The 18,849-nt window shown below is 64.2% G+C and carries 19 protein-coding genes; 9 read left to right on the top strand and 10 right to left on the bottom strand.

Annotated features, from left to right (window positions below; genetic code table 11):
* The first annotated feature begins 1 nt into the window (after position 1).
* Both RA25_RS09140 and gshB read left to right on the top strand, forming a co-directional pair.
* A complete protein-coding gene (locus tag RA25_RS09140) occupies positions 2 to 376 on the top strand; it encodes a YraN family protein (RefSeq protein WP_039171697.1) in 375 nt (124 codons plus the stop codon).
* Between the two features lie 71 nt (positions 377 to 447).
* Entirely contained in the window at positions 448 to 1,380 is a 933-nt protein-coding gene (gshB, locus tag RA25_RS09135) for a glutathione synthase (protein WP_039147334.1), read from the top strand.
* A gap of 19 nt (positions 1,381 to 1,399) precedes the next feature.
* On the opposite strand, the gene RA25_RS09130 is transcribed toward gshB, so the two are convergent.
* The 4 genes from RA25_RS09130 to cobU form a co-directional block, all read right to left on the bottom strand.
* Positions 1,400 to 2,902, bottom strand: a complete 1,503-nt coding sequence (locus RA25_RS09130) for a YifB family Mg chelatase-like AAA ATPase (RefSeq protein WP_039171695.1) — start codon at positions 2,900 to 2,902, stop codon at positions 1,400 to 1,402.
* A gap of 115 nt (positions 2,903 to 3,017) precedes the next feature.
* The gene (locus RA25_RS09125; protein ID WP_039171691.1) at positions 3,018 to 3,701 is read right to left on the bottom strand and encodes a glutathione S-transferase; all 684 of its coding nucleotides are present in this window, start codon (positions 3,699 to 3,701) and stop codon (positions 3,018 to 3,020) included.
* 58 nt (positions 3,702 to 3,759) lie between these two features.
* Complete coding sequence (locus RA25_RS09120) at positions 3,760 to 4,341, bottom strand: histidine phosphatase family protein (RefSeq protein WP_039171688.1); 582 nt, start codon at positions 4,339 to 4,341, stop codon at positions 3,760 to 3,762.
* On the bottom strand, positions 4,338 to 4,856 hold the full coding sequence (cobU, locus tag RA25_RS09115) for a bifunctional adenosylcobinamide kinase/adenosylcobinamide-phosphate guanylyltransferase (protein WP_039171685.1): 519 nt from the start codon (positions 4,854 to 4,856) through the stop codon (positions 4,338 to 4,340). Before cobU ends, RA25_RS09120 begins: the two co-directional genes overlap by 4 nt.
* Before the next feature lie 273 nt (positions 4,857 to 5,129).
* On the opposite strand from cobU, the gene RA25_RS09110 reads away from it, so the two are divergent.
* From RA25_RS09110 to RA25_RS09080, 7 genes are all read left to right on the top strand, one after another.
* Positions 5,130 to 6,008 (top strand): RNA polymerase factor sigma-32, encoded by an 879-nt coding sequence (locus RA25_RS09110; RefSeq protein WP_029204974.1) that lies wholly within the window; start codon positions 5,130 to 5,132, stop codon positions 6,006 to 6,008.
* Positions 6,005 to 6,841, top strand: coding sequence for a ChaN family lipoprotein (locus tag RA25_RS09105; RefSeq protein WP_039171683.1), 837 nt, complete (start codon positions 6,005 to 6,007; stop codon positions 6,839 to 6,841). The genes RA25_RS09110 and RA25_RS09105 overlap by 4 nt, the downstream gene beginning before the upstream one ends.
* A gap of 60 nt (positions 6,842 to 6,901) precedes the next feature.
* Entirely contained in the window at positions 6,902 to 8,098 is a 1,197-nt protein-coding gene (gene coaBC / locus RA25_RS09100; protein ID WP_039147315.1) for a bifunctional phosphopantothenoylcysteine decarboxylase/phosphopantothenate--cysteine ligase CoaBC, read from the top strand.
* A gap of 39 nt (positions 8,099 to 8,137) precedes the next feature.
* A complete protein-coding gene (gene dut / locus RA25_RS09095; RefSeq protein WP_019297712.1) occupies positions 8,138 to 8,593 on the top strand; it encodes a dUTP diphosphatase in 456 nt (151 codons plus the stop codon).
* Positions 8,593 to 9,642: a HesA/MoeB/ThiF family protein gene (locus tag RA25_RS09090; protein ID WP_039147312.1), complete on the top strand. Its 1,050-nt coding sequence runs from the start codon at positions 8,593 to 8,595 to the stop codon at positions 9,640 to 9,642. Before dut ends, RA25_RS09090 begins: the two co-directional genes overlap by 1 nt.
* 9 nt (positions 9,643 to 9,651) lie before the next feature.
* Entirely contained in the window at positions 9,652 to 10,002 is a 351-nt protein-coding gene (locus RA25_RS09085; protein ID WP_019297714.1) for a hypothetical protein, read from the top strand.
* Positions 10,003 to 10,083: 81 nt separating this feature from the next.
* Positions 10,084 to 12,099 carry a M3 family metallopeptidase gene (locus RA25_RS09080; RefSeq protein ID WP_039171680.1) on the top strand — a complete coding sequence of 672 codons (2,016 nt, stop codon included), beginning with the start codon at positions 10,084 to 10,086 and terminating at the stop codon, positions 12,097 to 12,099.
* A gap of 83 nt (positions 12,100 to 12,182) precedes the next feature.
* Here RA25_RS09080 and RA25_RS09075 read toward each other — a convergent pair whose 3' ends face one another.
* The 6 genes from RA25_RS09075 to RA25_RS09050 all read right to left on the bottom strand — a co-directional run bounded on the left by RA25_RS09075 (position 12,183) and on the right by RA25_RS09050 (position 18,808).
* A complete protein-coding gene (locus RA25_RS09075; RefSeq protein ID WP_039171678.1) occupies positions 12,183 to 13,115 on the bottom strand; it encodes a 2-hydroxyacid dehydrogenase in 933 nt (310 codons plus the stop codon).
* Between the two features lie 17 nt (positions 13,116 to 13,132).
* The gene (gene rodA / locus RA25_RS09070; protein WP_039147302.1) at positions 13,133 to 14,284 is read right to left on the bottom strand and encodes a rod shape-determining protein RodA; all 1,152 of its coding nucleotides are present in this window, start codon (positions 14,282 to 14,284) and stop codon (positions 13,133 to 13,135) included.
* Positions 14,281 to 16,227, bottom strand: coding sequence for a penicillin-binding protein 2 (mrdA, locus tag RA25_RS09065; protein WP_039171675.1), 1,947 nt, complete (start codon positions 16,225 to 16,227; stop codon positions 14,281 to 14,283). The genes rodA and mrdA overlap by 4 nt, the downstream gene beginning before the upstream one ends.
* Positions 16,227 to 16,763, bottom strand: coding sequence for a hypothetical protein (locus RA25_RS09060; protein WP_039171674.1), 537 nt, complete (start codon positions 16,761 to 16,763; stop codon positions 16,227 to 16,229). Before RA25_RS09060 ends, mrdA begins: the two co-directional genes overlap by 1 nt.
* Positions 16,756 to 17,697: a rod shape-determining protein MreC gene (gene mreC / locus RA25_RS09055; protein ID WP_039171672.1), complete on the bottom strand. Its 942-nt coding sequence runs from the start codon at positions 17,695 to 17,697 to the stop codon at positions 16,756 to 16,758. Before mreC ends, RA25_RS09060 begins: the two co-directional genes overlap by 8 nt.
* Positions 17,698 to 17,761: 64 nt before the next feature.
* The gene (locus tag RA25_RS09050) at positions 17,762 to 18,808 is read right to left on the bottom strand and encodes a rod shape-determining protein (protein WP_019297721.1); all 1,047 of its coding nucleotides are present in this window, start codon (positions 18,806 to 18,808) and stop codon (positions 17,762 to 17,764) included.
* Between the last annotated feature and the right edge of the window lie 41 nt (positions 18,809 to 18,849).

The raw sequence follows: 18,849 nt of genomic DNA, 5'->3' as shown, positions 1-18,849 counted from the left end.
CGTGAGCCGTGCCCGCCAGCACCGCGGCGCCCGCGCGCATCTGGCCGGTGAAGCGGCGGAGGAGATCGTCGCGCGCCACTATGAAAACCGCGGCTACTCCGTGGCCGAGCGCCGCTGGCGCGGGGCTGGAGGCGAGATTGACCTGATCCTGCGCGGTCCGGACGGTCTGGTGTTTGTCGAGGTGAAACACAGCGCAACCATCGCCGGTGCGGCGCTGCGGATCAGCCCCCGGCAGGCGGAGCGCATCTATGCCAGCGCCGGGCAGTATCTGGAAAACGAACCGCTAGGCCAGCTGACGCCGGTCCGTTTCGACGCGGCGCTGGTGGATGGCACGGGCGCGGTGGAGATTATCGAAAACGCCATCGGCTTTGACTGATCCGCAGCTGCCCCATTGAACCCTGGCGTTCTGTGGGCCATGTATTCGGGCAGCTTACGAGGGATACTGCCATGAAAATCGCCTTCCAGATGGACCCGGTCATGGGCGTGAACATCAACGCCGACAGCAGCTTCCGCCTGGCCGAGGAAGCCCAGGCGCGCGGCCATGAGCTGTTTTATTACGGCCCCGACCAGCTGGCCTACCAGGAAGGCCGCATCACCGCCCGCGGCCACGACATGACCGTGCAGCGGGTGGAGGGCGCCCCGGCGGTTCTGGGGCCCGAACGCGAAGTTGATTTAGCGGAATTCGACGTGGTCTGGCTGCGCCAGGACCCGCCGTTTGACATGCACTACATCACCTCGACCCACCTGCTGGACATGCTGAAAGGCAAAGCGCTGGTGGTGAACGATCCGTTCTGGGTGCGCAACTATCCGGAAAAGCTGCTGGTGCTGAACTTCCCGGAGCTGACTCCGCCCACAACCATCGCCCGCGACCTGCAGACCATCAAGGCGTTCAAGGAAAAGCATGGCGATGTGATCCTGAAGCCGCTCTATGGCAACGGCGGCGCGGGTGTGTTCCGGCTGGATGCAAACGACCGCAACCTCACCTCCCTGCATGAGCTGTTCACCGGCTTCAGCCGCGAGCCTCTGATCGTGCAGAAATTCCTGCCGGATGTCAGCAATGGCGACAAGCGGGTGATCCTGGTTGATGGCGAGCCGGTGGGGGCCATCAATCGGGTGCCGGCAGCGGGAGAGACCCGGTCGAACATGCATGTGGGCGGCCGGCCTGAGAAGATCGGCCTGAGCGAGCGAGACCTTGAGATCTGCGCCGCCATCGGCCCGCTGCTGCGCGAAAAGGGCCAGATTTTTGTCGGTATTGACGTTATTGGCGACTACCTGACCGAGATCAACGTGACCTCACCCACCGGGATTCAGGAGCTGGAGCGGTTCGACGGCGTGAATATCGCTGAGAAGGTCTGGCGGGCGATCGAAGCGAAGGTCTGACGTCTGCTCCGGCTCCGGGTCATCCCGGCAGCCGGAAGCTCAGCGCCTCGGCAAAATGGGGGCGCTGCACCGCTTCTTCGCAGGCCAGATCCGCAATCGTACGCGCGACCCGCAGCACCCTGTGGTAGCCGCGCGCACTGAGGCCGAAACGTTCGGCTGCCCGGACCAGCAGATCGCGGCTTTCGGCGTCAGGGGCGGCGATTTCCTCCAGCACCGCGCCCTCGGCGTCGGCGTTCTGGCGCAGGCCGGGGTGGTCCTGAAACCGGGCGGTCTGCGCTTCCCGCGCAATTGCCACGCGCTGCGCAACCTCGGCAGAACCTTCGGCGCTGGGCGGCAGCTCCAGGTCGGCCACATCCACCGGCGGCACGTCCAGATGCAGGTCGAAACGGTCCAGCAGCGGCCCTGAAATCCGGCCCAGGTAGTTCGCCCCGCAAATGGGGGCTTGGGAGCAGGCGCGGTTGGCATCGGCCAGATAGCCGCATTTGCAGGGGTTGGCGGCGGCCACCAGCATGAAGCGGCTGGGGTATTTCACATGGGCATTGGCGCGCGCCACCATCACTTCGCCGGTCTCCAGCGGCTGGCGCAGCGTTTCCAGTACCGGGCGGCCGAACTCCGGCAGCTCGTCCAGGAACAGCACGCCGTTGTGGGCCAGGCTGATCTCGCCCGGCTGTGCCCGCCGCCCGCCGCCGGCGATTGCGGCCATGGAGGCGGTGTGGTGCGGTTCGCGGAAAGGGCGGGCGCGGCTGATGCCGCCCTCGTCGATCAGCCCGCATAGGGAGTGGATCATCGAGGTTTCCAGCGCCTCGGCTGGGGACAGCGGCGGCAGGATCGAGGGCAGCCGTGCCGCCAGCATCGACTTACCCGATCCTGGCGGGCCGACCATCAGAGTGTGATGGCGCCCGGCGGCGGCGATTTCCAGTGCGCGTTTGGCGGTCTCCTGGCCTTTCACATCGCGCAGGTCCTTGCCGCCCAGCCCGAGGACGGCCTCGCCCGGCACGGCAGGCTCGATGCGCCGCTGGCCGGTGAAGTGCTGCACCACCTCCGTCAGCGTGGCGGCCCCGATCACCTGCGCGGCATCGACCCAGGCGGCTTCCGGCCCGGAATGTTTCGGGCAGAGCAGCATCCTGCCTTCCTCTGCCGCGGTCACAGATGCGGGCAGGGCGCCAACCACGGGCATCAACTGGCCGTCCAGGGACAGCTCGCCAAGGGCAATGGTTTCCTCAGCCTTTTCCGCCGGAACGATGCCGATGGCGGCCAGCAAGGCGAGTGCAATCGGCAGGTCGAAATGGCTGCCTTCTTTGGGCAGATCCGCGGGCGACAGGTTTATGGTGATCCGGCGCGAGGGCAGGGCGATGGACATCGCCGCAAAGGCTGCCCTCACCCGTTCGCGCGCTTCCTGGACTGCCTTGTCCGGCAGGCCAACTACCGAGAAAGCAGGCAATCCGGGGGCGACGGCGCATTGAACCTCGACCTGGCGGGCCTCGACGCCCTGAAAAGCCACCGTGTAGGACCGTGCTGTCATCTCTCCCCGCCTCCTGAAAGGTCAGGGAGAGATGCTTGGCAATCGTGGTTTCCGATTGGTTAACGTGTTCGCCGGGCAGCCGCGAATTCACGAAGAATTCGCGCAGGCCGCGGGCTCAGTCCAGCGACCAGGGCCGCTTTGGCAGGTCAATCGCATAGGGTTCCGGGTCATAGCTGACCTCATGCGCCTGTTCCTGCCAGCGCAGGACTGCCGGGTCCGACAGCAGCAGTTTGCAATAGGCGCGGGTTTCCGCGGAAACCGGCAGGCCATATCCCACGATCCGGGCTGCAACCGGGGTGTAGAAAACATCTGCCAGAGAATATTCCCCGAACAGATAACCGCTGCTGTGGCCGGAAACCTTGCGGGCATGGGCAAACAGCGCCTCGATCCGGTCCAGGTCGGCTTTTACGCTGCGCGACACCTCGAAGCCTTCATAGATATGGGCCAGCTGCATCGGGCATTCGCCGCGCAAGGCCGAGAAGCCGCCAACCATTTCCGCTGCCAGCCAGCGCGCTGTGGCCCGCTGTGCAGGATCGGACGGCCAAAGCCCAGCGTCGGGGTGGGATTCGGCCAGGGTTTCGGCAATGGCCAGGCTTTCGCCAACCACCATGCCCTCCGGCGTACGCAGCGCGGGCACCAGCCGCGCCGGTGCCAGATGCGCCATTTCCTGCGCCATGGTTCCGGAATAAAGCCCCACCATATGCACTGTATGGGGCAGGGAGAATTTCTCGAGCATGAGCCAGCCGCGCAATGACCAGCTGGAATACATGCGGTCGCCAATATAGATTTCATAAGCCATGGCAGGAGGCTAGCGCGGGCCCGCACATTTCAAAATGGAATGTTTGTGATGGTGCCCGTCACGGCAGGTGATTGATACTTCCGGCCTTCCAGCCATCCGGCCCGAGGGAGACTTCGCTGACCGACAGGTTGTCGATCCGGTGGGCAAAGGCCTCCTCCGCCGTCAGCATTTCCGCCCGCTGGATTTGGGTCAGGATCTGGCCGAAATGGCCGACCACGATCAGGTCGCGGCCCCTGTGGGCGCCGATCAGTGCGTCAATCGCCGCGTTCACCCGGTTGCAGACCTGGTGCCAGCTTTCACCGCCGGGCGGGGTGACGTCGCCCGGGGTTTCCCAATAGGCGCGGATGCGCTCAGGGTCTTCGGCGTCCACTTCGGCCCAGGTGCGCAGTTCCCAGGCGCCGAAATGGATTTCGCGCAGGGCCTCGGCGTGGGGCAGGCGTTCCCGGCTGCCCTGGATGGCGGAGGCTGTCTCAACCGCTCGGGAAAGATCGGAGGACACCACCAGGGCATCCGCAGGCAGATACGCTGACAGGCGCTTCAGCGCTGCCGAATCGGACAAGTCGGCGGGCAGGTCGGACCAGCCGACCATGCACTTCGCGTGAGTCGGACCATGCCGCACCAGAAACAGGCGGGTGATCACAGCGCCCCTTTCAGCACCAGGGGCAGCCCGGCCGTGACCTGAACAACGGTATCCGCCCGTGCCGCCAGAGCAATATTGAGCCTTCCCTGGGCTTCGCGGAAGCGGCGCGCCAGCTTGTTTTCCGGCACAATGCCCAGGCCGGTTTCATTGGAGACAATTACCAGATCGGCCTGGCAGCGGCTGATGGCGGCCAGCAATTCGTCGGTTGCCGCGTTCAGGTCATGCTCTGCCAGCAAATGGTTTGTCAGCCACATGGTCGCGCAATCCATCAGGCAAACCTGGCGGCTGTTGAGGGGATCCAGGACCTGCGCGGCTGTTTCCGGTTCTTCAATAGTCGCCCAGCCGGAACCTCTTTGTTCGAGGTGCCGGGACACTTTTTCGCGCATTTCAGTGTCAAAAATTTGTGCAGTTGCCCAGTAAACTTTGTCTTTTCCGGTGTTTGCGCACAGCTGTTCGGCAAATGCCGATTTGCCTGAGGCAGCGCCCCCCAGAATAAAAGTTACATTTAACGGCATTTTTTGCTAACCTATGAGTCCGAAGCCGTTCCTGTGGGTAACTGCAGGGCCCGGTGAAGACAAGAGACCGCAGCGTCCCGGGGTTCCACTTATTTAGGCCGGGAAAGTCTGCGCAGGGGCCAAAATACAATTTAACTTTTCCGTTTTGGCCTTTGGATGAGCCGAGAGTCGCATCCAGTGCGCTGTTGCTGCCGGCCTAAAACCGGGCCCCCGATTGTTCCATGCACGCCCCCAGGCGGCAGTTTGTTAATTAGTTTCCGGGGGGAAATCACAATGGCACTTGATCAAACACTCGAAAACCCATTGCCGAGACAGGCAATGAAGGCGGAACTGCTGGATGCAGAGACCGAGCGGCGCCTGGCTTATGCCTGGCGGGATGACCGCGACGTGCAATCGCTGCACCGGCTTATCAACGCCTATATGCGCCTGGCAATTTCCATGGCGGCCAAGTTCAAGCGGTACGGGGCGCCGATGAACGACCTGATTCAGGAAGCAGGCCTGGGTCTGATGAAAGCAGCGGACAAATTCGACCCGGACCGCGGAGTGCGGTTCTCGACCTATGCGGTCTGGTGGATCAAGGCGTCGATCCAGGATTATGTGATGCGTAACTGGTCGATGGTGCGCACCGGCTCCACCTCGTCGCAGAAATCGCTGTTCTTCAACATGCGCCGGGTGCAGGCGCAGTTCGAACGCGAGGCACGTGTGTCGGGCGTGCGGCTGGACCGGCATCAACTGCACCAGAAAATCGCAACAGAAATCGGGGTGCCGCTGCGCGATGTCGAGATGATGGAAGGCCGCCTGTCCGGCGCCGACTTCTCGCTCAACGCGATCCAGTCGGCGGAGGATGAGGGGCGCGAATGGATTGATGCGCTGGAGGATGAAACCTCGCAGGCCGAGGAACTGGTGCAGGAGCGGCATGACCGCCGTCAGCTGCGCAAATGGCTGGTCTCTGCGCTGCAGGCACTGAATGAGCGTGAGCGGTTCATCATCACCGAACGCAAGCTGCGCGAACAGCCCCGCACGTTGGAAAGCCTGGGGACGGAGCTCGGCCTGTCCAAGGAGCGGGTGCGCCAGCTGGAGGCCGGCGCGTTCCAGAAAATGCGCAAATGCCTTGAAGGCCAATCGCGCGAGGTGCACAAACTGCTTTCATGAGAAAGCGTTTCCCTGGCCTGAGAATGATTGCAAGCGCCGCCGTTCTGGCGGCGCTTGGCGTGATGGGTGCCCGCGCAGAAGAGCTTGCCGGCGCAGTTGAAGTGCTAAGGGGAGCGGATGTTGCGATCCTGGGCGAGGTGCACGACAATCCTGTGCACCACCAGCGGCAGGCGGAGCTGCTGGCTGTTCTGGAACCTAAGGCCGTGGTCTGGGAGATGATCACCGCGGAACAGGCTGAAAGGCTGGAAACCGGAGGTCTCGGTGATGCAGAGCAAACGGCCAAAGCGCTGAACTGGGCGGCAAGTGGCTGGCCGGAGTTCGGCCTGTATGCCCCGGTCTTTGCGGCAGCCAAGGGTGCACGCCAGTATGGCGCACTGGTGCCGAGGGAAAACGCCCCTGCAGTCATGAGTGACGGGATAGCGGACTATTTCGGTGCTGACGCTTCCGCGCGTTTCGGATTGGACCAGCCGCTGCCGGAAGCGGAACAGGCAGCGCGGGAGACGGATCAGCAGATCAATCACTGCAACGCCATGCCAGAAGAAATGCTGCCGGTGCTGGTGGGCTTCCAGCGCTTGCGCGATGCTGCGCTTGCGGCGGCTGCAGACAAGGCTCTGGCAGAGACTGGAGGCCCGGTTGCTGTCATCACCGGCAACGGCCATGCCCGCATGGACAGGGGGCTGGCGGTCTATCTGGCAAAGGCCCGCCCGGAGGCCGTTATCCGCAGCCTGGGCCAGTCTGAGGACGGGCAAATCGGCGGGCAATTTGATGTGATACTGGATGCCCCTGCGGTCGAACGCCCCGATCCCTGCCTTGCGTTCCGCGAGGACGGCTGACAGCTTCACACTTTTGCCGCGCCGCAGTAAGGTCGCGGGAAACCGGGCGAGGATGCGCAAATGCTGGCTGGCAAACATATTCTATTGATCATCGGCGGCGGCATTGCGGCCTATAAGTCGCTGGAGCTGATCCGGCGCCTGCAGGATCATGGCGCCCGGGTGACGCCGGTGCTGACCAAGGCGGGCGCGGAGTTCGTGACGCCGCTTTCGGTTTCGGCCTTGGCCGGGACTGCGGTGCATCAGGAGCTGTTCGACCTGACGGCAGAAGCTGAGATGGGCCATATCCAACTGTCGCGCAGCGCCGATTTGCTAGTTGTGGCGCCGGCCACCGCCGATCTGATGGCGAAGATGGCGCAAGGTTTTGCCAATGACCTTGCCTCGACTCTGCTTCTGGCGACCGACACGCCGGTGCTGCTGGCGCCTGCGATGAACGTCCGCATGTGGGAGCATCCGGCCACGCAGCGCAACCTTGAAACCCTGAAAGAGGATGGCGTGTCCTTTGTTGGCCCCAATGAGGGCAGTATGGCCTGCGGTGAATTCGGCCCCGGCCGGATGGCGGAGCCGGAGGAAATCCTGGCCGCTATCGCCGCCAAGCTTGCGGATGGACCGCTGAAGGGGAAGCGCATCCTGGTGACCTCCGGACCGACGCATGAGCCGATCGACCCGGTGCGCTATATCGCCAACCGCTCCTCCGGGGCGCAGGGGGCAGCGGTGGCCCGTGCTCTGCGCGACTTGGGGGCGGAGGTCGTGTTTGTCACGGGCCCCGCAGAGGTGCGCCCGCCCGAGGGCGTGCAAGTGGTGCCGGTGGAAAGCGCCCGTGAGATGGAAGCCGCCGTGCAGCAGGCACTGCCCGCCGACGCTGGTGTCTTTGCCGCCGCGGTGGCGGACTGGCGGGTGGCCAGCGCCTCTGACCGGAAGCTGAAGAAATCCAAGGATGGTTTGCCGGTGCTGGAGTTCGCTGAAAACCCCGACATTCTAAAAACCGTCTCGCAGATGAAGCAAGGCCGCCCCGGGCTGGTGGTCGGCTTTGCGGCGGAAACCAACGACGTTATCGAGAACGCAACCGCCAAACGCAAGCGCAAGGGCTGCGACTGGATCGTGGCCAATGACGTCTCCCCCGCAACCGGCATCATGGGCGGCAGTGAAAACGCGGTGATCCTGATTTCAGATGACGGGGCTGAAGAATGGCCGCGCATGGGCAAGGATGAAGTGGCCCGCAAGCTGGCAGAACGGATAGCGGCGGCGCTGGCCGGGTGATTTTGAGTATTTTTGGAAAGATGAAGCAGGGGCGCTGTGATGGTGACTATCCGTGTGATCCACGATGAGGGGGCAGACCGGGATGTGCCGCTGCCGTCGTATGAAACTGCCGGTGCTGCCGGTGCCGACGTGCGCGCCAACCTGCCGGACCGCGGCTGTCTGGTGCTGCAGCCGGGCGAGCGGGCGCTGGTGCCGACCGGCCTGCGGATCGAGATCCCGGCAGGCTATGAGGTGCAGGTCCGTCCCCGCTCCGGGCTGGCGCTGAAGCATGGCATCACCCTGCCCAATACGCCCGGCACCATCGACAGCGATTACCGCGGGCCCTTGGGGGTGATCCTGATGAATGCCGGTCAGAAGCCCTTTGAGGTTCACCACGGCGAGCGCATCGCCCAGATGGTGGTGGCGCCGGTTCTGCAAGCGCGGTTCGAGGTTGCGGACGCGCTTACAGGAACTGAGCGGGGCGACGGCGGCTTCGGCTCCACCGGGCGCGGCTGATGCTGCGCATTCTCATTCTTGCTGTGCTGATCTGGTGGGGCGGCCGCTTCCTTGGCCTGCCGCGCAATCTGCGTATCACGCTGCTGGCGGTGCTGTTCACCGCCGTGCTGGCAGTGCAGCTGACCCTGCCGGACGGGCATCCCCTGCGCGAAGGCACTGGCGGCTCTGCGGCATCCTGGCTGTTGCTCGGCGGCTTTGCCCTTGTGGCGGGGTTCTATGCGCGTATCGTGGCGGCCTTGAAAAACCGCGCCCAGCCTCAGGAAGCAAAGATGAACCAGCCCGCCAGCACCTTCACCGAAAGCGAGCTTGACCGATATGCCCGCCACATCGTTCTGCGGGAACTGGGCGGGCCGGGGCAGAAGAAGCTGAAGAAGGCCAAGGTGCTGGTGATCGGTGCCGGCGGGCTTGGCGCGCCTGCGCTGCAATACCTGGCCGCTGCCGGCGTGGGCACAATCGGGGTGATTGACGACGACGTGGTCGACAACGCCAACCTGCAGCGCCAGGTAATCCACCAGGACGCGGACATCGGCAAACCCAAGGTGTTCTCGGCCCAGGCCGCGATGCAGGCGCAGAACCCCTACGTGGAGGTGCGCCCGTACAACCGCCGTCTGACAGAGGAGGTCGCAGCAGAGCTATTTGCCGAATATGATCTGATCCTCGACGGCACTGACAATTTCGAAACCCGCTATCTGGCCAACCGCACCGCGGTGGCGCTGGGCAAGCCGCTGATCTCCGGCGCGCTTTCGCAGTGGGAGGGCCAGCTGAGTGTGTTTCACCCGGCCGAAGACGGCCCGTGTTACCAGTGCATCTTTCCTGAGGCCCCCGCAGCCGGTCTTGCGCCCAGCTGCTCCGAGGCCGGGGTGATCGGTCCGCTGCCCGGCGTGGTCGGATCGATGATGGCGGTGGAGGCGGTCAAGCAGATCACCGGCGCCGGGGCGGTGCTGCGCGGCGAGATGCTGATCTATGACGGGCTGTATGGCGAAACCCGCAAGATCCGCCTGTCCCGGCGGGCGGGCTGCCCGGCCTGCAGCGGCAAAGCGGAAAGCTGAACGCCGCCAGTGAACGAAGCCTACTACATCGCGCTCCTTTGCGGTGCCCTGTTCGGCGGCCAGCCGGAACGGGTGCATGATTTCACTTATCCCGGCGGCGGCGCCTCGATCCGCACCGATTGCGAGAACGAGAACCGCGTCATCGAGTTCGGGCTGGATAAACGCAGCAGTCTCGACAGTATCCAGCAGGCGCTGTTTGCGGCAGAGATTACCGGCAAGGAGCCGGTGGTGGTGCTGATCGACACCGATGGCAAAATGGGACGCTTTGAGTGGCGCATCGCGCGGGCAGCCAATGTGGCGGATGTGCCCATCCGCATCATTCCAGCAGAACTGACGGAGGGCGAGGGCGCAGGCGGCTGAGACAGCGGACCTGCGCCGGGAAAGGCCAATTGCAGCCTCCTGTCTTTGCCGATAGCGTCACCTGCAAAGGAGACCTTTCATATGTCCAATCCGCTTCTGTCCCGCTGGGACACGCCGTTTGAAATCGCCCCGTTCAAAAGCATTTCCGATGATGATTTCGCCCCTGCGCTGGAACAGGCGCTGGCGGCGCATAAGGCACAGATCGACGCCATCGCAAGCAATTCCGAGCCGCCCGGCTTTGCCAATGTGATCGAGGCGCTGGAGACACCCTGCCGCGAGCTGGAGCAGGTGCTGGGCGTGTTCTTCACCGTGGCCGGCGCCGACAGCAACCCCAAGCGGGAAGAACTGCAGCGGGCGTTCTCTCCGAAACTTGCCGCGCATTTCTCGGCCATCACCGCCAACAAGGCGCTTTATGCGCGCATTAAGGCAGTGTGGGACCAGCGCGAGCAGCTGGACCTGACCGATGAACAGCAGCGCGTGCTGATGCTGACCCATCGCGGCTTTGTCCGCGGCGGCGCGGCGCTGGAAGGTGACGCTGATACGCGGATGCAGGAGATCAAGGGGCGGCTGGCCACCCTGGGCACTCAGTTCACCCAGAACCTGCTGGCGGATGAGCGCGAGTGGTTCATGGAACTGTCCGAAGAGGATTTGGAAGGCTTGCCGGATTTCGTGGTCAAGGCGGCCCGTGCGGCTGGCGAGGAAAAGGGCAAGGGCGGCCCGGTGGTCACCCTGTCCCGGTCGCTTATCACACCGTTCCTGCAATTTTCGCCGCGCCGCGACCTGCGCGAAAAAGCCTTCAACGCCTGGGCCGCCCGCGGCGCCAATGGCGGCGAGACCGACAACCGCGCCATCGCAGCGGAAATCCTGCAGCTGCGGGAAGAACGTGCGCAGCTGCTGGGTTACGAAAACTTCGCAGCCTATAAGCTGGAAACAGAAATGGCCAAGACACCGGAGGCCGTGCGCGGGCTGCTGATGGAGGTCTGGGAGGCGGCCAAGTCGCGGGCCGATCAGGACGCGCAGATACTGACTGAAATGATGCAGGCGGACGGTGTCAACGGCGATCTGGAACCATGGGATTGGCGCTACTACGCGGAGAAACGCCGCAAGGCCGAGCATGACCTGGATGAGGCTGCGCTGAAGCCTTACCTGCAGCTGGACCGGCTGATCGAGGCGTCTTTTGCCTGCGCCAATCGCCTGTTCGGGCTGGAGTTTGCGCCGCTGAACGTGCCGCTTTACCACCCCGACTGCCGCGCCTGGGAGGTGACCCGGAACGGAAGCCATGTGGCGGTGTTCATCGGCGACTATTTCGCGCGCGGTTCCAAACGCTCGGGAGCCTGGTGCTCCGCCATGCGCCAGCAGGCCAAGTTCCCTGATGTTCAGGCGCCGGTGGTGATCAACGTTTGCAATTTCGCCAAGGGCGACCCGGCATTCTTGTCCTGGGACGACGCCCGCACCCTGTTCCATGAGTTCGGCCACGCGCTGCACCAGATGCTGTCTAATGTGACTTACGAGAGCATCTCCGGGACTTCGGTTGCACGTGACTTTGTCGAACTGCCCAGCCAGCTTTATGAACACTGGCTGGAAGTGCCGGAGGTGCTGCAGGAGTTTGCCACCCACGCGGAAACCGGCGAACCGATGCCGCAGCAGATGCTGGAGAAAGTGCTGGGGGCGGCCAATTTCGACATGGGCTTTCAGACGGTAGAGTACGTCGCCTCCGCGCTGGTCGACCTTGCCTTCCACGACGGGGCGGCACCCTCCGACCCGATGGTCAAGCAGGCCGAGGTGCTGGAGGAAATCGGCATGCCGCGGGCGATCATCATGCGCCACGCTACGCCGCATTTTGCCCATGTGTTTTCCGGCGACGGCTATTCCTCGGGCTACTACAGCTACATGTGGTCGGAAGTGATGGACGCCGACGCCTTTGCCGCTTTTGAGGAGGCAGGCGGGGCCTTTGATGCAGAACGTGCCAAGGCGCTGGAGGCGCATATCCTTTCCACCGGCGGGTCTGTTGATCCGGCTGAGCTATACACCGCGTTCCGCGGGCGGCTGCCGGGCGTCGAGGCGCTGCTGAAAGGCCGCGGTCTGGCCGCAGAGTAAGCGACGCGCCCTGACGGGCGCTGCTTCCGGCGGGAGTATTTCAGGAAGGATGAAAGAGCGGGTGCTGGCCCGCTCTTTTGCGTTCAGTAGCCGAGGCTGCGGTCGACCAGATGCAGCAGCGGTTCCCCCGCCTCGGCGCGGCGGATGTTTTCGGCGATCACCTCCGCCGCGGTGCTTTCGCGGGTTTCCGAGGCGATATGCGGGGTCACCGTCACATTGGGATGCGCCCAATAAGGGTGTTCCGGCGGCAGCGGCTCGACGCGGAATACGTCCAGCGTTGCATGGCCCACCTGTCCGCTGTCCAGTGCCGCCAGCAGCGCATCGTCATCAATCAGCGGGCCGCGGCCCGGGTTGAGGATGTTGGCCCCCTTGGGCAGCAGCGCGAGGGTGTCCGCATTCAGGGTATTTTCTGTGGCGGGTGTGTCCGGCAGCAACAGAATGACAATTTCCGCCTGCGCCAGTGCCGCCTTCAGCCCCTCTGCGCCGGAGTGGCAGGTGATGCCCGCGATATCCTTTTGGCTCCGGCTCCAGCCGGAAACCTGGAACCCGAGTACGGCCAAGGCTTTGGCCGAGGCAGTTCCCAGCGCACCAAGGCCTAGCACAGTCACGCTGCGGTCCTTCGCCAGCGGCGGGGCCTTGGGCTCCCAGTGCCCGTTCTGACCAAGGATATGCGCGTCCATGCCCAGGTGGTAGCGCAGGGTGTGGCCAACAACCCATTCGGTCATGCCCTGCTCCAGCCCGCTGTCCACCATCCGGGTGAGCGGCAGTTCGGCGGGCACAACAGGCACAATTTTCTCGACACCTGCCCACAGGCTCAGCACCGCCTTCAGGCGGGCGAAGGGGGTGAAATCGCTGACCGGACCGCTAGGGGCGTAGACAATGTAATCCACCTCCTCCGGCGCAAATTCATTGCGCAGATCGGCATCCACGCCAAGCTGGGCAAGCTCTGCCTTCAAAAGCGGCTCATAGGCGGGCCAGGCGTCGGGGCGGCCTGCAAACAGGACATTGGCGGTCATGGAAACTCCCTGAGTATCTAACGTGAGGCCTGGCGCGGGCGGTGGATATGGGCGCTTTGCACGATGCCGAAGGCACCCAGCAGAACCAGCATCGCCGAGCCGCCGTAAGAGACCATCGGCAGCGGCACCCCGACCACCGGTGCCAGCCCCATCACCATCGACATGTTCACCGCAAAGAACAGGAAGAAGGTGATGGCGATTCCCATGATCACCAGCGAAGAGAACCGGTCCTTGGCGGCGATGGCGGAGGCGATGCAGAATACGATGATCAGCATGTAAATGGACAGAAGGGTTACGCCGCCGATGAAGCCGAATTCCTCCGCCAGGGTGGTGAAGATGAAGTCGGTGTGCTTTTCCGGCAGGAAGTTCAGCCGCGACTGGGTGCCTTGCATGAAGCCACGCCCGGACCAGCCGCCGGATCCCAGCGCAATCTTGGACTGGGTGATGTGATAACCCGCGCCCAAGGGGTCCTGCGAGGGATCCAGGAAGGTGTCGATGCGGCGGAACTGGTAGTCCTTCAGCAGCTGCCACTCAGTGCCGCGGCTTTGGAAAACCGCGCTGACCAGCCCCACGCCAGCCGCAATCACCGCCACGAAATAGGCCCAATGCACGCCCGCCAGGAACATCACGCCGCCGCCCGCGGCCATCAGCAGGATCGAGGTGCCAAGGTCCGGCTGCTTCAGAACCAGTGCCGTCGGCACCAGGATCAGTATCACCGGCAGAAGCACCCACAAGGGGCGCGAAGTCTTCTCGGCAGGCAGCCAGTCGTAATAGGCGGCCAGCAGCATCACCAGGGCGATCTTGGTCACCTCCGATGGCTGAAGCCGCATGAAGCCGATGTCGATCCAGCGCTGCGCGCCCATTCCGACGGTGCCGAACAGCTCCACCGCAACCAGCAAGGCCAACGACCCCAGGTAGGCCAACACTGAGATATTGCGCCAGAACCAGATCGGGATCATCGCAACCACAAACATCACGCCAAGGCCAAGGGCAAAGCGCTTGACCTGCGGTTCCACCCACGGGCTGAACGATCCGCCTGCCACCGAATAGAGCATCAGGAAGCCGACGCTGGACACGGTGATCAGGAGCAGCGTCAGCCCCCAGTTCAAATGCAAAACCTTGCGCAGGCCGGTGGGGGTCGATTTGGCGTGATATTCAAGATAGCTCATGCCCGGCTGCTCCTGCTGCCCAGCGGGCGCTTGACGCGTTCGCGTTCCAGCCGTTCCTGCTGCGCCTTGATGCGGCTTCGGTCGGCTTTGGGGTAGGCCTCCAGCGGCGGCGTGCCGTTGTAAAGCGCCTGCAGCATCACGTCGCGCGCCACCGGTGCCGCCGCCTTGGAGCCGCCGCCGCCATGCTCGACAACCACGGCAACCGCATATTTCGGCTTGTCATAAGGTGCAAAGCAGACAAACAGCGCGTGGTCACGCCGTTCCCACGGCAGGTCCTCATTGCGGATCACACCGGCGGCACGTTCGGCGGCGGTGATGTTGCGGACTTGGCTGGTGCCGGTCTTGCCGGCCATCTCCATCTCCTTGGGGGCAATGCGCGAGCGGTAGGCGGTGCCGCGGCGGTCGTTGCTGACCGAATACATGCCGCGGCGCACCATACGCAGGCTGTTTTCGCTGACCGGCAGCGGCTCGCCCGCGCCGCTGGGCTGCTCTACACCGTCCAGAGACTTCAGCAGCCGCGGCGTTACGCTGCGGCCGGTGGCAATCCGCGCGGACATGACAGCCAGTTGCAGGGGCGAGGCCAGCATGTAGCCCTGCCCGATCGAAGCGTTTGCCGTATCCCCGATCAGCCAGTCCTTGCCGTAGGAGCTGGATTTCCACTCCTTGGTCGGTGTGATGCCTTGGGCGACCGCCGACATCGGCAAATCGTGCTTGATACCCAGACCGAACAGATTGGCCATTTCGGAGATCTTGTCGATGCCGGTTTTGATCGCCACGTCATAGTAATAGACATCGCAGGACCGCTTCAGCGAGGTGTTCAGGTCCACATGTCCGTGGCCGGCCCGTTTCCAGCAGTGGAAGCGGCGGCCGGCAACTTTCAGGTGGCCGGGGCACCAGACGGTTTCCTCCGGCCCGACAACGCCGTTCTCCAATGCGGCCAGCGCGGTGATCATCTTAAAGGTGGAGCCGGGCGGGTAGGTGCCCTGCACCGTCTTGTTGGAAAGGGGACGGTAGTTGTCCTCGGTCAGCATCCGATAGTCGGCGACCGAAATACCGCGCACGAACAGGTTGGGGTCGAAGCTGGGCGAGGAGCAGATCGCACGGATATCGCCATCCTCGCAGTCGATCACCACAGCAGCGGCGCTTTCCCGGCCCAAACGCGCCTGTACGTAATTCTGCAGCTCCGCGTCGATGGTCAGCTGCATGTCGGCGCCGGAAATCCCCTCGCGCCGGTCCAGCTCGCGCATCACCCGGCCGGTGGCATTGACCTCCACCCGCTTGGCGCCGGCCTTGCCGCGCAGCACATCCTCGCGCTTGGCCTCAAAGCCGACCTTGCCGATCTGAAAGCGCGGAATCATCAATACGGGCTCCGGGTCGTCCATCTTGCTCAGGTCATAGTCGGAGACCGGCCCGACATAACCGATGACATGTGCAAAATCCCCAAGTTGGGGGTAAACCCGCGTCAGGCCCACCTCTGGCGTGACGCCGGGCAGGGCCGGGGCGTTGACCGCCACCTTGGAGATATCCTCCCAGCCGATACGGTCGGCCAGGGTAATCGGCAGGAATGGCGGCGAGCGGCGCATTTCGGTGCGGGCACGCTCCAGGTCTTCCGGGTCCAAAGGCACCAGGCTGGAGAGCTTGGCAATCACCGCCTCCACATCGCCCGCATCCTCCGGCACCACGGTGATCCTGTAGGAGGGCGAGTTCTGCGCGATGATCAATCCATTGCGGTCAAAGATCTGGCCGCGGGCCGGCGGCAGCAGGCGGATGTTGATCCGGTTTTCTTCGGCCAGCAGGCGGAATTCATCGGCCTGATCCACCTGCAGATAGCGCATCCGGGCCGCCAGCCCGCCGGCAAAGGCCAGCTGCAGCCCGCCGAGGAACAGCGCCCGCCGGGTCAATTTGCCATGTGCGGCATCCAGATCCTTGGGGTTGCGTTTCATCAGCGGCTCACCAGGGTTTCGGCTTCAGAGGGGGACAGCTTGCGCACCCCCAGAATAGACTGGCTGGCCCAAACTGCCAGCGGATAGGCGGCGATGGTCATCACAACCTGGATCACCGTCAGGCTCAGCTGCGCCTGTTCCACTCCGAACAGGGTCAGGATCAGCCGGTTCAGCGTCGCAATCCCGGTCAGCACCAGGGCAACGGCCAGCCACTCGCTGGCAAAAGTGCTCTCGCGGTGCGGTGCCGCGCGGCCTTTGAGGAAGCCGCAGCCCAGCACCGTCAGCAGTGCCAGCAGCCCGGGCGGGCGGTGGAACAGCAGATCCGCCAGCAGCATCACCAGGCCGATCGACAAGGCGGGCACATAATCCGGACGGCGCAGGCTCCAGGCCATGGCCAGTGCCAGCAGCAGATCCGGGGGTGACCAGAACCGCGGCTCGGTTTCCAGCGGCAGCAGGTGGAAAAACATGATCAAGAGCGCCAGCGCCGGAAATGCCGCGCGCATGGTCCAGATCCGGGCGGGCGAGGTATTAGCCATTGCCCGCCTCAGCCGTGCTTTCGGCGCTGTCCTCCCCCAGGGTTTCCGGCCGCGGCTGCGGCTGCGGGTCGCCGGGGGCGGCGCCGACCAGCCCGCCTGGATCCTGGATCACTTGCGTCCCGTGGTGGCGCAGCACACGCAGGAACTCCAGCCGGCCATAGTCAGCGGACAGGCGCACGCGCATCCGGCCGGAGCGGTCTTTGGCGACCTGGCCGATCAGCAGGCCCGCCGGAAAGACAGAGCCGTCGCCGGAGGAAATCACCCGGTCGCCGGGACGCACTTGGTCGGCGTTTTCCAAAAAGCTCAGCACCGGCGCGGCGCTGTTGTCGCCGGTGACCAGCGCGGTCTGGCCAGAGGGCTGGATTGTGGCCGGCACGGCGCTGGCGGCATCGGTCAGCAGGATCACCCGCGCGGTGTTACGCCCGGTGCCGGAGATCCGGCCCACCAGCCCGATCCCGTCCATCGCGGCCCAGCCGTCATGCACCCCGTCGCGGCTGCCCACATTCAGCAGCACCGACTGCCGGAACGGGGAGCCGCTGTCGGCCATCACCACTCCGGTGATGTAGGTCAGCTGCGGATCGAGCCGCACGTTGTTGAGGTCCAGAAGCCGCGCGTTTTCCTGTTCCAGCTGCAATGCCGCCTCTTTCCAGGCCCGCATCTGCCGCAGCTCGCTGCGCAGCTCGCGGTTCTGTTCGGCCAGCCGCTGGTAGCTTTGGAAATCGCGGATCAGATTGATGGTTGCGGTGACCGGCACCATCGCCCAGTCCATGCTGGGCACGACGGTGTCGACCACCTGCGCGCGGAAGCGTTCCACCCGCGGGCTGTCAATCCGCCAGACGATGAAGATGACTGCCAGGCACAAGCACAGTACCGCTGTCAGCAGACGCCGCAGCGGGGTTGCGTAATCGTCGCGCTGTGACTTGTCCTTGGCCACGTCTCTCCTTCCAGCTACCCGGAAACCGGCCTGTCAGCTGGTGCCATTCCGGCAGGCTGCGGCGTTAGCTGTCGTAGTCGATGGCGTGCGCCAGCTGCTTTTCGAATTCCAGCGCCTTGCCGGTGCCGAGCGCCACGCAGTTCAGGCTCTCGTCCGCGATGGAGACGGCCAGGCCGGTCTGCTCGCGCAAGGCAAGATCCAGATCGCCCAGCAGAGCACCGCCGCCGGTCAGCATGACGCCGCGGTCAACGATGTCGGCGGCAAGGTCCGGGGGGGTGGTTTCCAACGCGGTCATCACCGCCTCGCAAATCTGCTGCACCGGCTCAGCCAGCGCTTCGGCCACCTGGGCCTGGGAAATCTCGATCTCCTTCGGGACCCCGTTCAGCAGGTCGCGGCCGCGGATCTGCATCGACTGGCCGCGGCCGTCGTCGGGCATCCGGGCGGTGCCGATGGAGGTCTTGATGCGCTCGGCGGTGGATTCGCCTACCAGAAGGTTCTGCTGACGGCGCAGGTAACTGATGATCGCCTCGTCCATGCGGTCGCCGCCGACGCGGACAGAGCGGGCGTAAACGATGTCACCCAGCGACAAAACCGCCACCTCGGTGGTACCGCCGCCGATGTCGACAACCATGTTGCCGGTCGGGTCGGTGATCGGCATGCCGGCCCCGATGGCGGCTGCAATCGGCTCTGCAATCAGGCCGGCGCGGCGGGCACCTGCAGACAGAACCGACTGGCGGATCGCGCGTTTTTCAACCGGGGTGGCGCCATGCGGCACGCAGACGATGATCTTGGGCTTGGAGAAGGTCGAGCGCTTGTGCACCTTGCGGATGAAGTGCTTGATCATTTCTTCGGCGGTGTCGAAGTCGGCAATCACGCCTTCGCGCATCGGCCGGATCGCCTCAATCGAGCCGGGGGTGCGGCCCAGCATCAGCTTGGCGTCTTCGCCCACGGCCAGCACCTTCTTGACGCCGTCCTTCACGTGATAGGCAACCACGGAAGGTTCGGACAGGATCACCCCGCGGCCCTTGACATAGACCAGAGTGTTGGCTGTGCCGAGGTCGATGGCCATGTCCGAGGAGAACAGACCGCCCAAGTTTCCGAAAAGCGCCATATAGAAGGGATCCTGTGAGTGCTGCCAATATTCCTTGGGCG

The organism is Leisingera sp. ANG-S5, assembly GCF_000813925.1.
GTDB lineage: Bacteria > Pseudomonadota > Alphaproteobacteria > Rhodobacterales > Rhodobacteraceae > Leisingera.
Note: the sequence above shows the minus strand (reverse complement) of the source record. Positions and strands in the feature narration are given on the sequence as shown.

Bases quoted from the DNA above. Each gene is read 5' to 3' on its own strand.
- gshB (WP_039147334.1), top strand. From the start codon at position 448: ATGAAAATCGCCTTCCAGATGGACCCGGTCATGGGCGTGAACATCAAC.
- RA25_RS09130 (WP_039171695.1), bottom strand. From the start codon at position 2,902: ATGACAGCACGGTCCTACACGGTGGCTTTTCAGGGCGTCGAGGCCCGC.
- RA25_RS09125 (WP_039171691.1), bottom strand. From the start codon at position 3,701: ATGGCTTATGAAATCTATATTGGCGACCGCATGTATTCCAGCTGGTCA.
- cobU (WP_039171685.1), bottom strand. From the start codon at position 4,856: ATGCCGTTAAATGTAACTTTTATTCTGGGGGGCGCTGCCTCAGGCAAA.
- RA25_RS09110 (WP_029204974.1), top strand. From the start codon at position 5,130: ATGGCACTTGATCAAACACTCGAAAACCCATTGCCGAGACAGGCAATG.
- RA25_RS09105 (WP_039171683.1), top strand. From the start codon at position 6,005: ATGAGAAAGCGTTTCCCTGGCCTGAGAATGATTGCAAGCGCCGCCGTT.
- coaBC (WP_039147315.1), top strand. From the start codon at position 6,902: ATGCTGGCTGGCAAACATATTCTATTGATCATCGGCGGCGGCATTGCG.
- dut (WP_019297712.1), top strand. From the start codon at position 8,138: ATGGTGACTATCCGTGTGATCCACGATGAGGGGGCAGACCGGGATGTG.
- RA25_RS09090 (WP_039147312.1), top strand. From the start codon at position 8,593: ATGCTGCGCATTCTCATTCTTGCTGTGCTGATCTGGTGGGGCGGCCGC.
- RA25_RS09080 (WP_039171680.1), top strand. From the start codon at position 10,084: ATGTCCAATCCGCTTCTGTCCCGCTGGGACACGCCGTTTGAAATCGCC.
- RA25_RS09075 (WP_039171678.1), bottom strand. From the start codon at position 13,115: ATGACCGCCAATGTCCTGTTTGCAGGCCGCCCCGACGCCTGGCCCGCC.
- rodA (WP_039147302.1), bottom strand. From the start codon at position 14,284: ATGAGCTATCTTGAATATCACGCCAAATCGACCCCCACCGGCCTGCGC.
- mrdA (WP_039171675.1), bottom strand. From the start codon at position 16,227: ATGAAACGCAACCCCAAGGATCTGGATGCCGCACATGGCAAATTGACC.
- RA25_RS09060 (WP_039171674.1), bottom strand. From the start codon at position 16,763: ATGGCTAATACCTCGCCCGCCCGGATCTGGACCATGCGCGCGGCATTT.
- RA25_RS09050 (WP_019297721.1), bottom strand. From the start codon at position 18,808: ATGGCGCTTTTCGGAAACTTGGGCGGTCTGTTCTCCTCGGACATGGCC.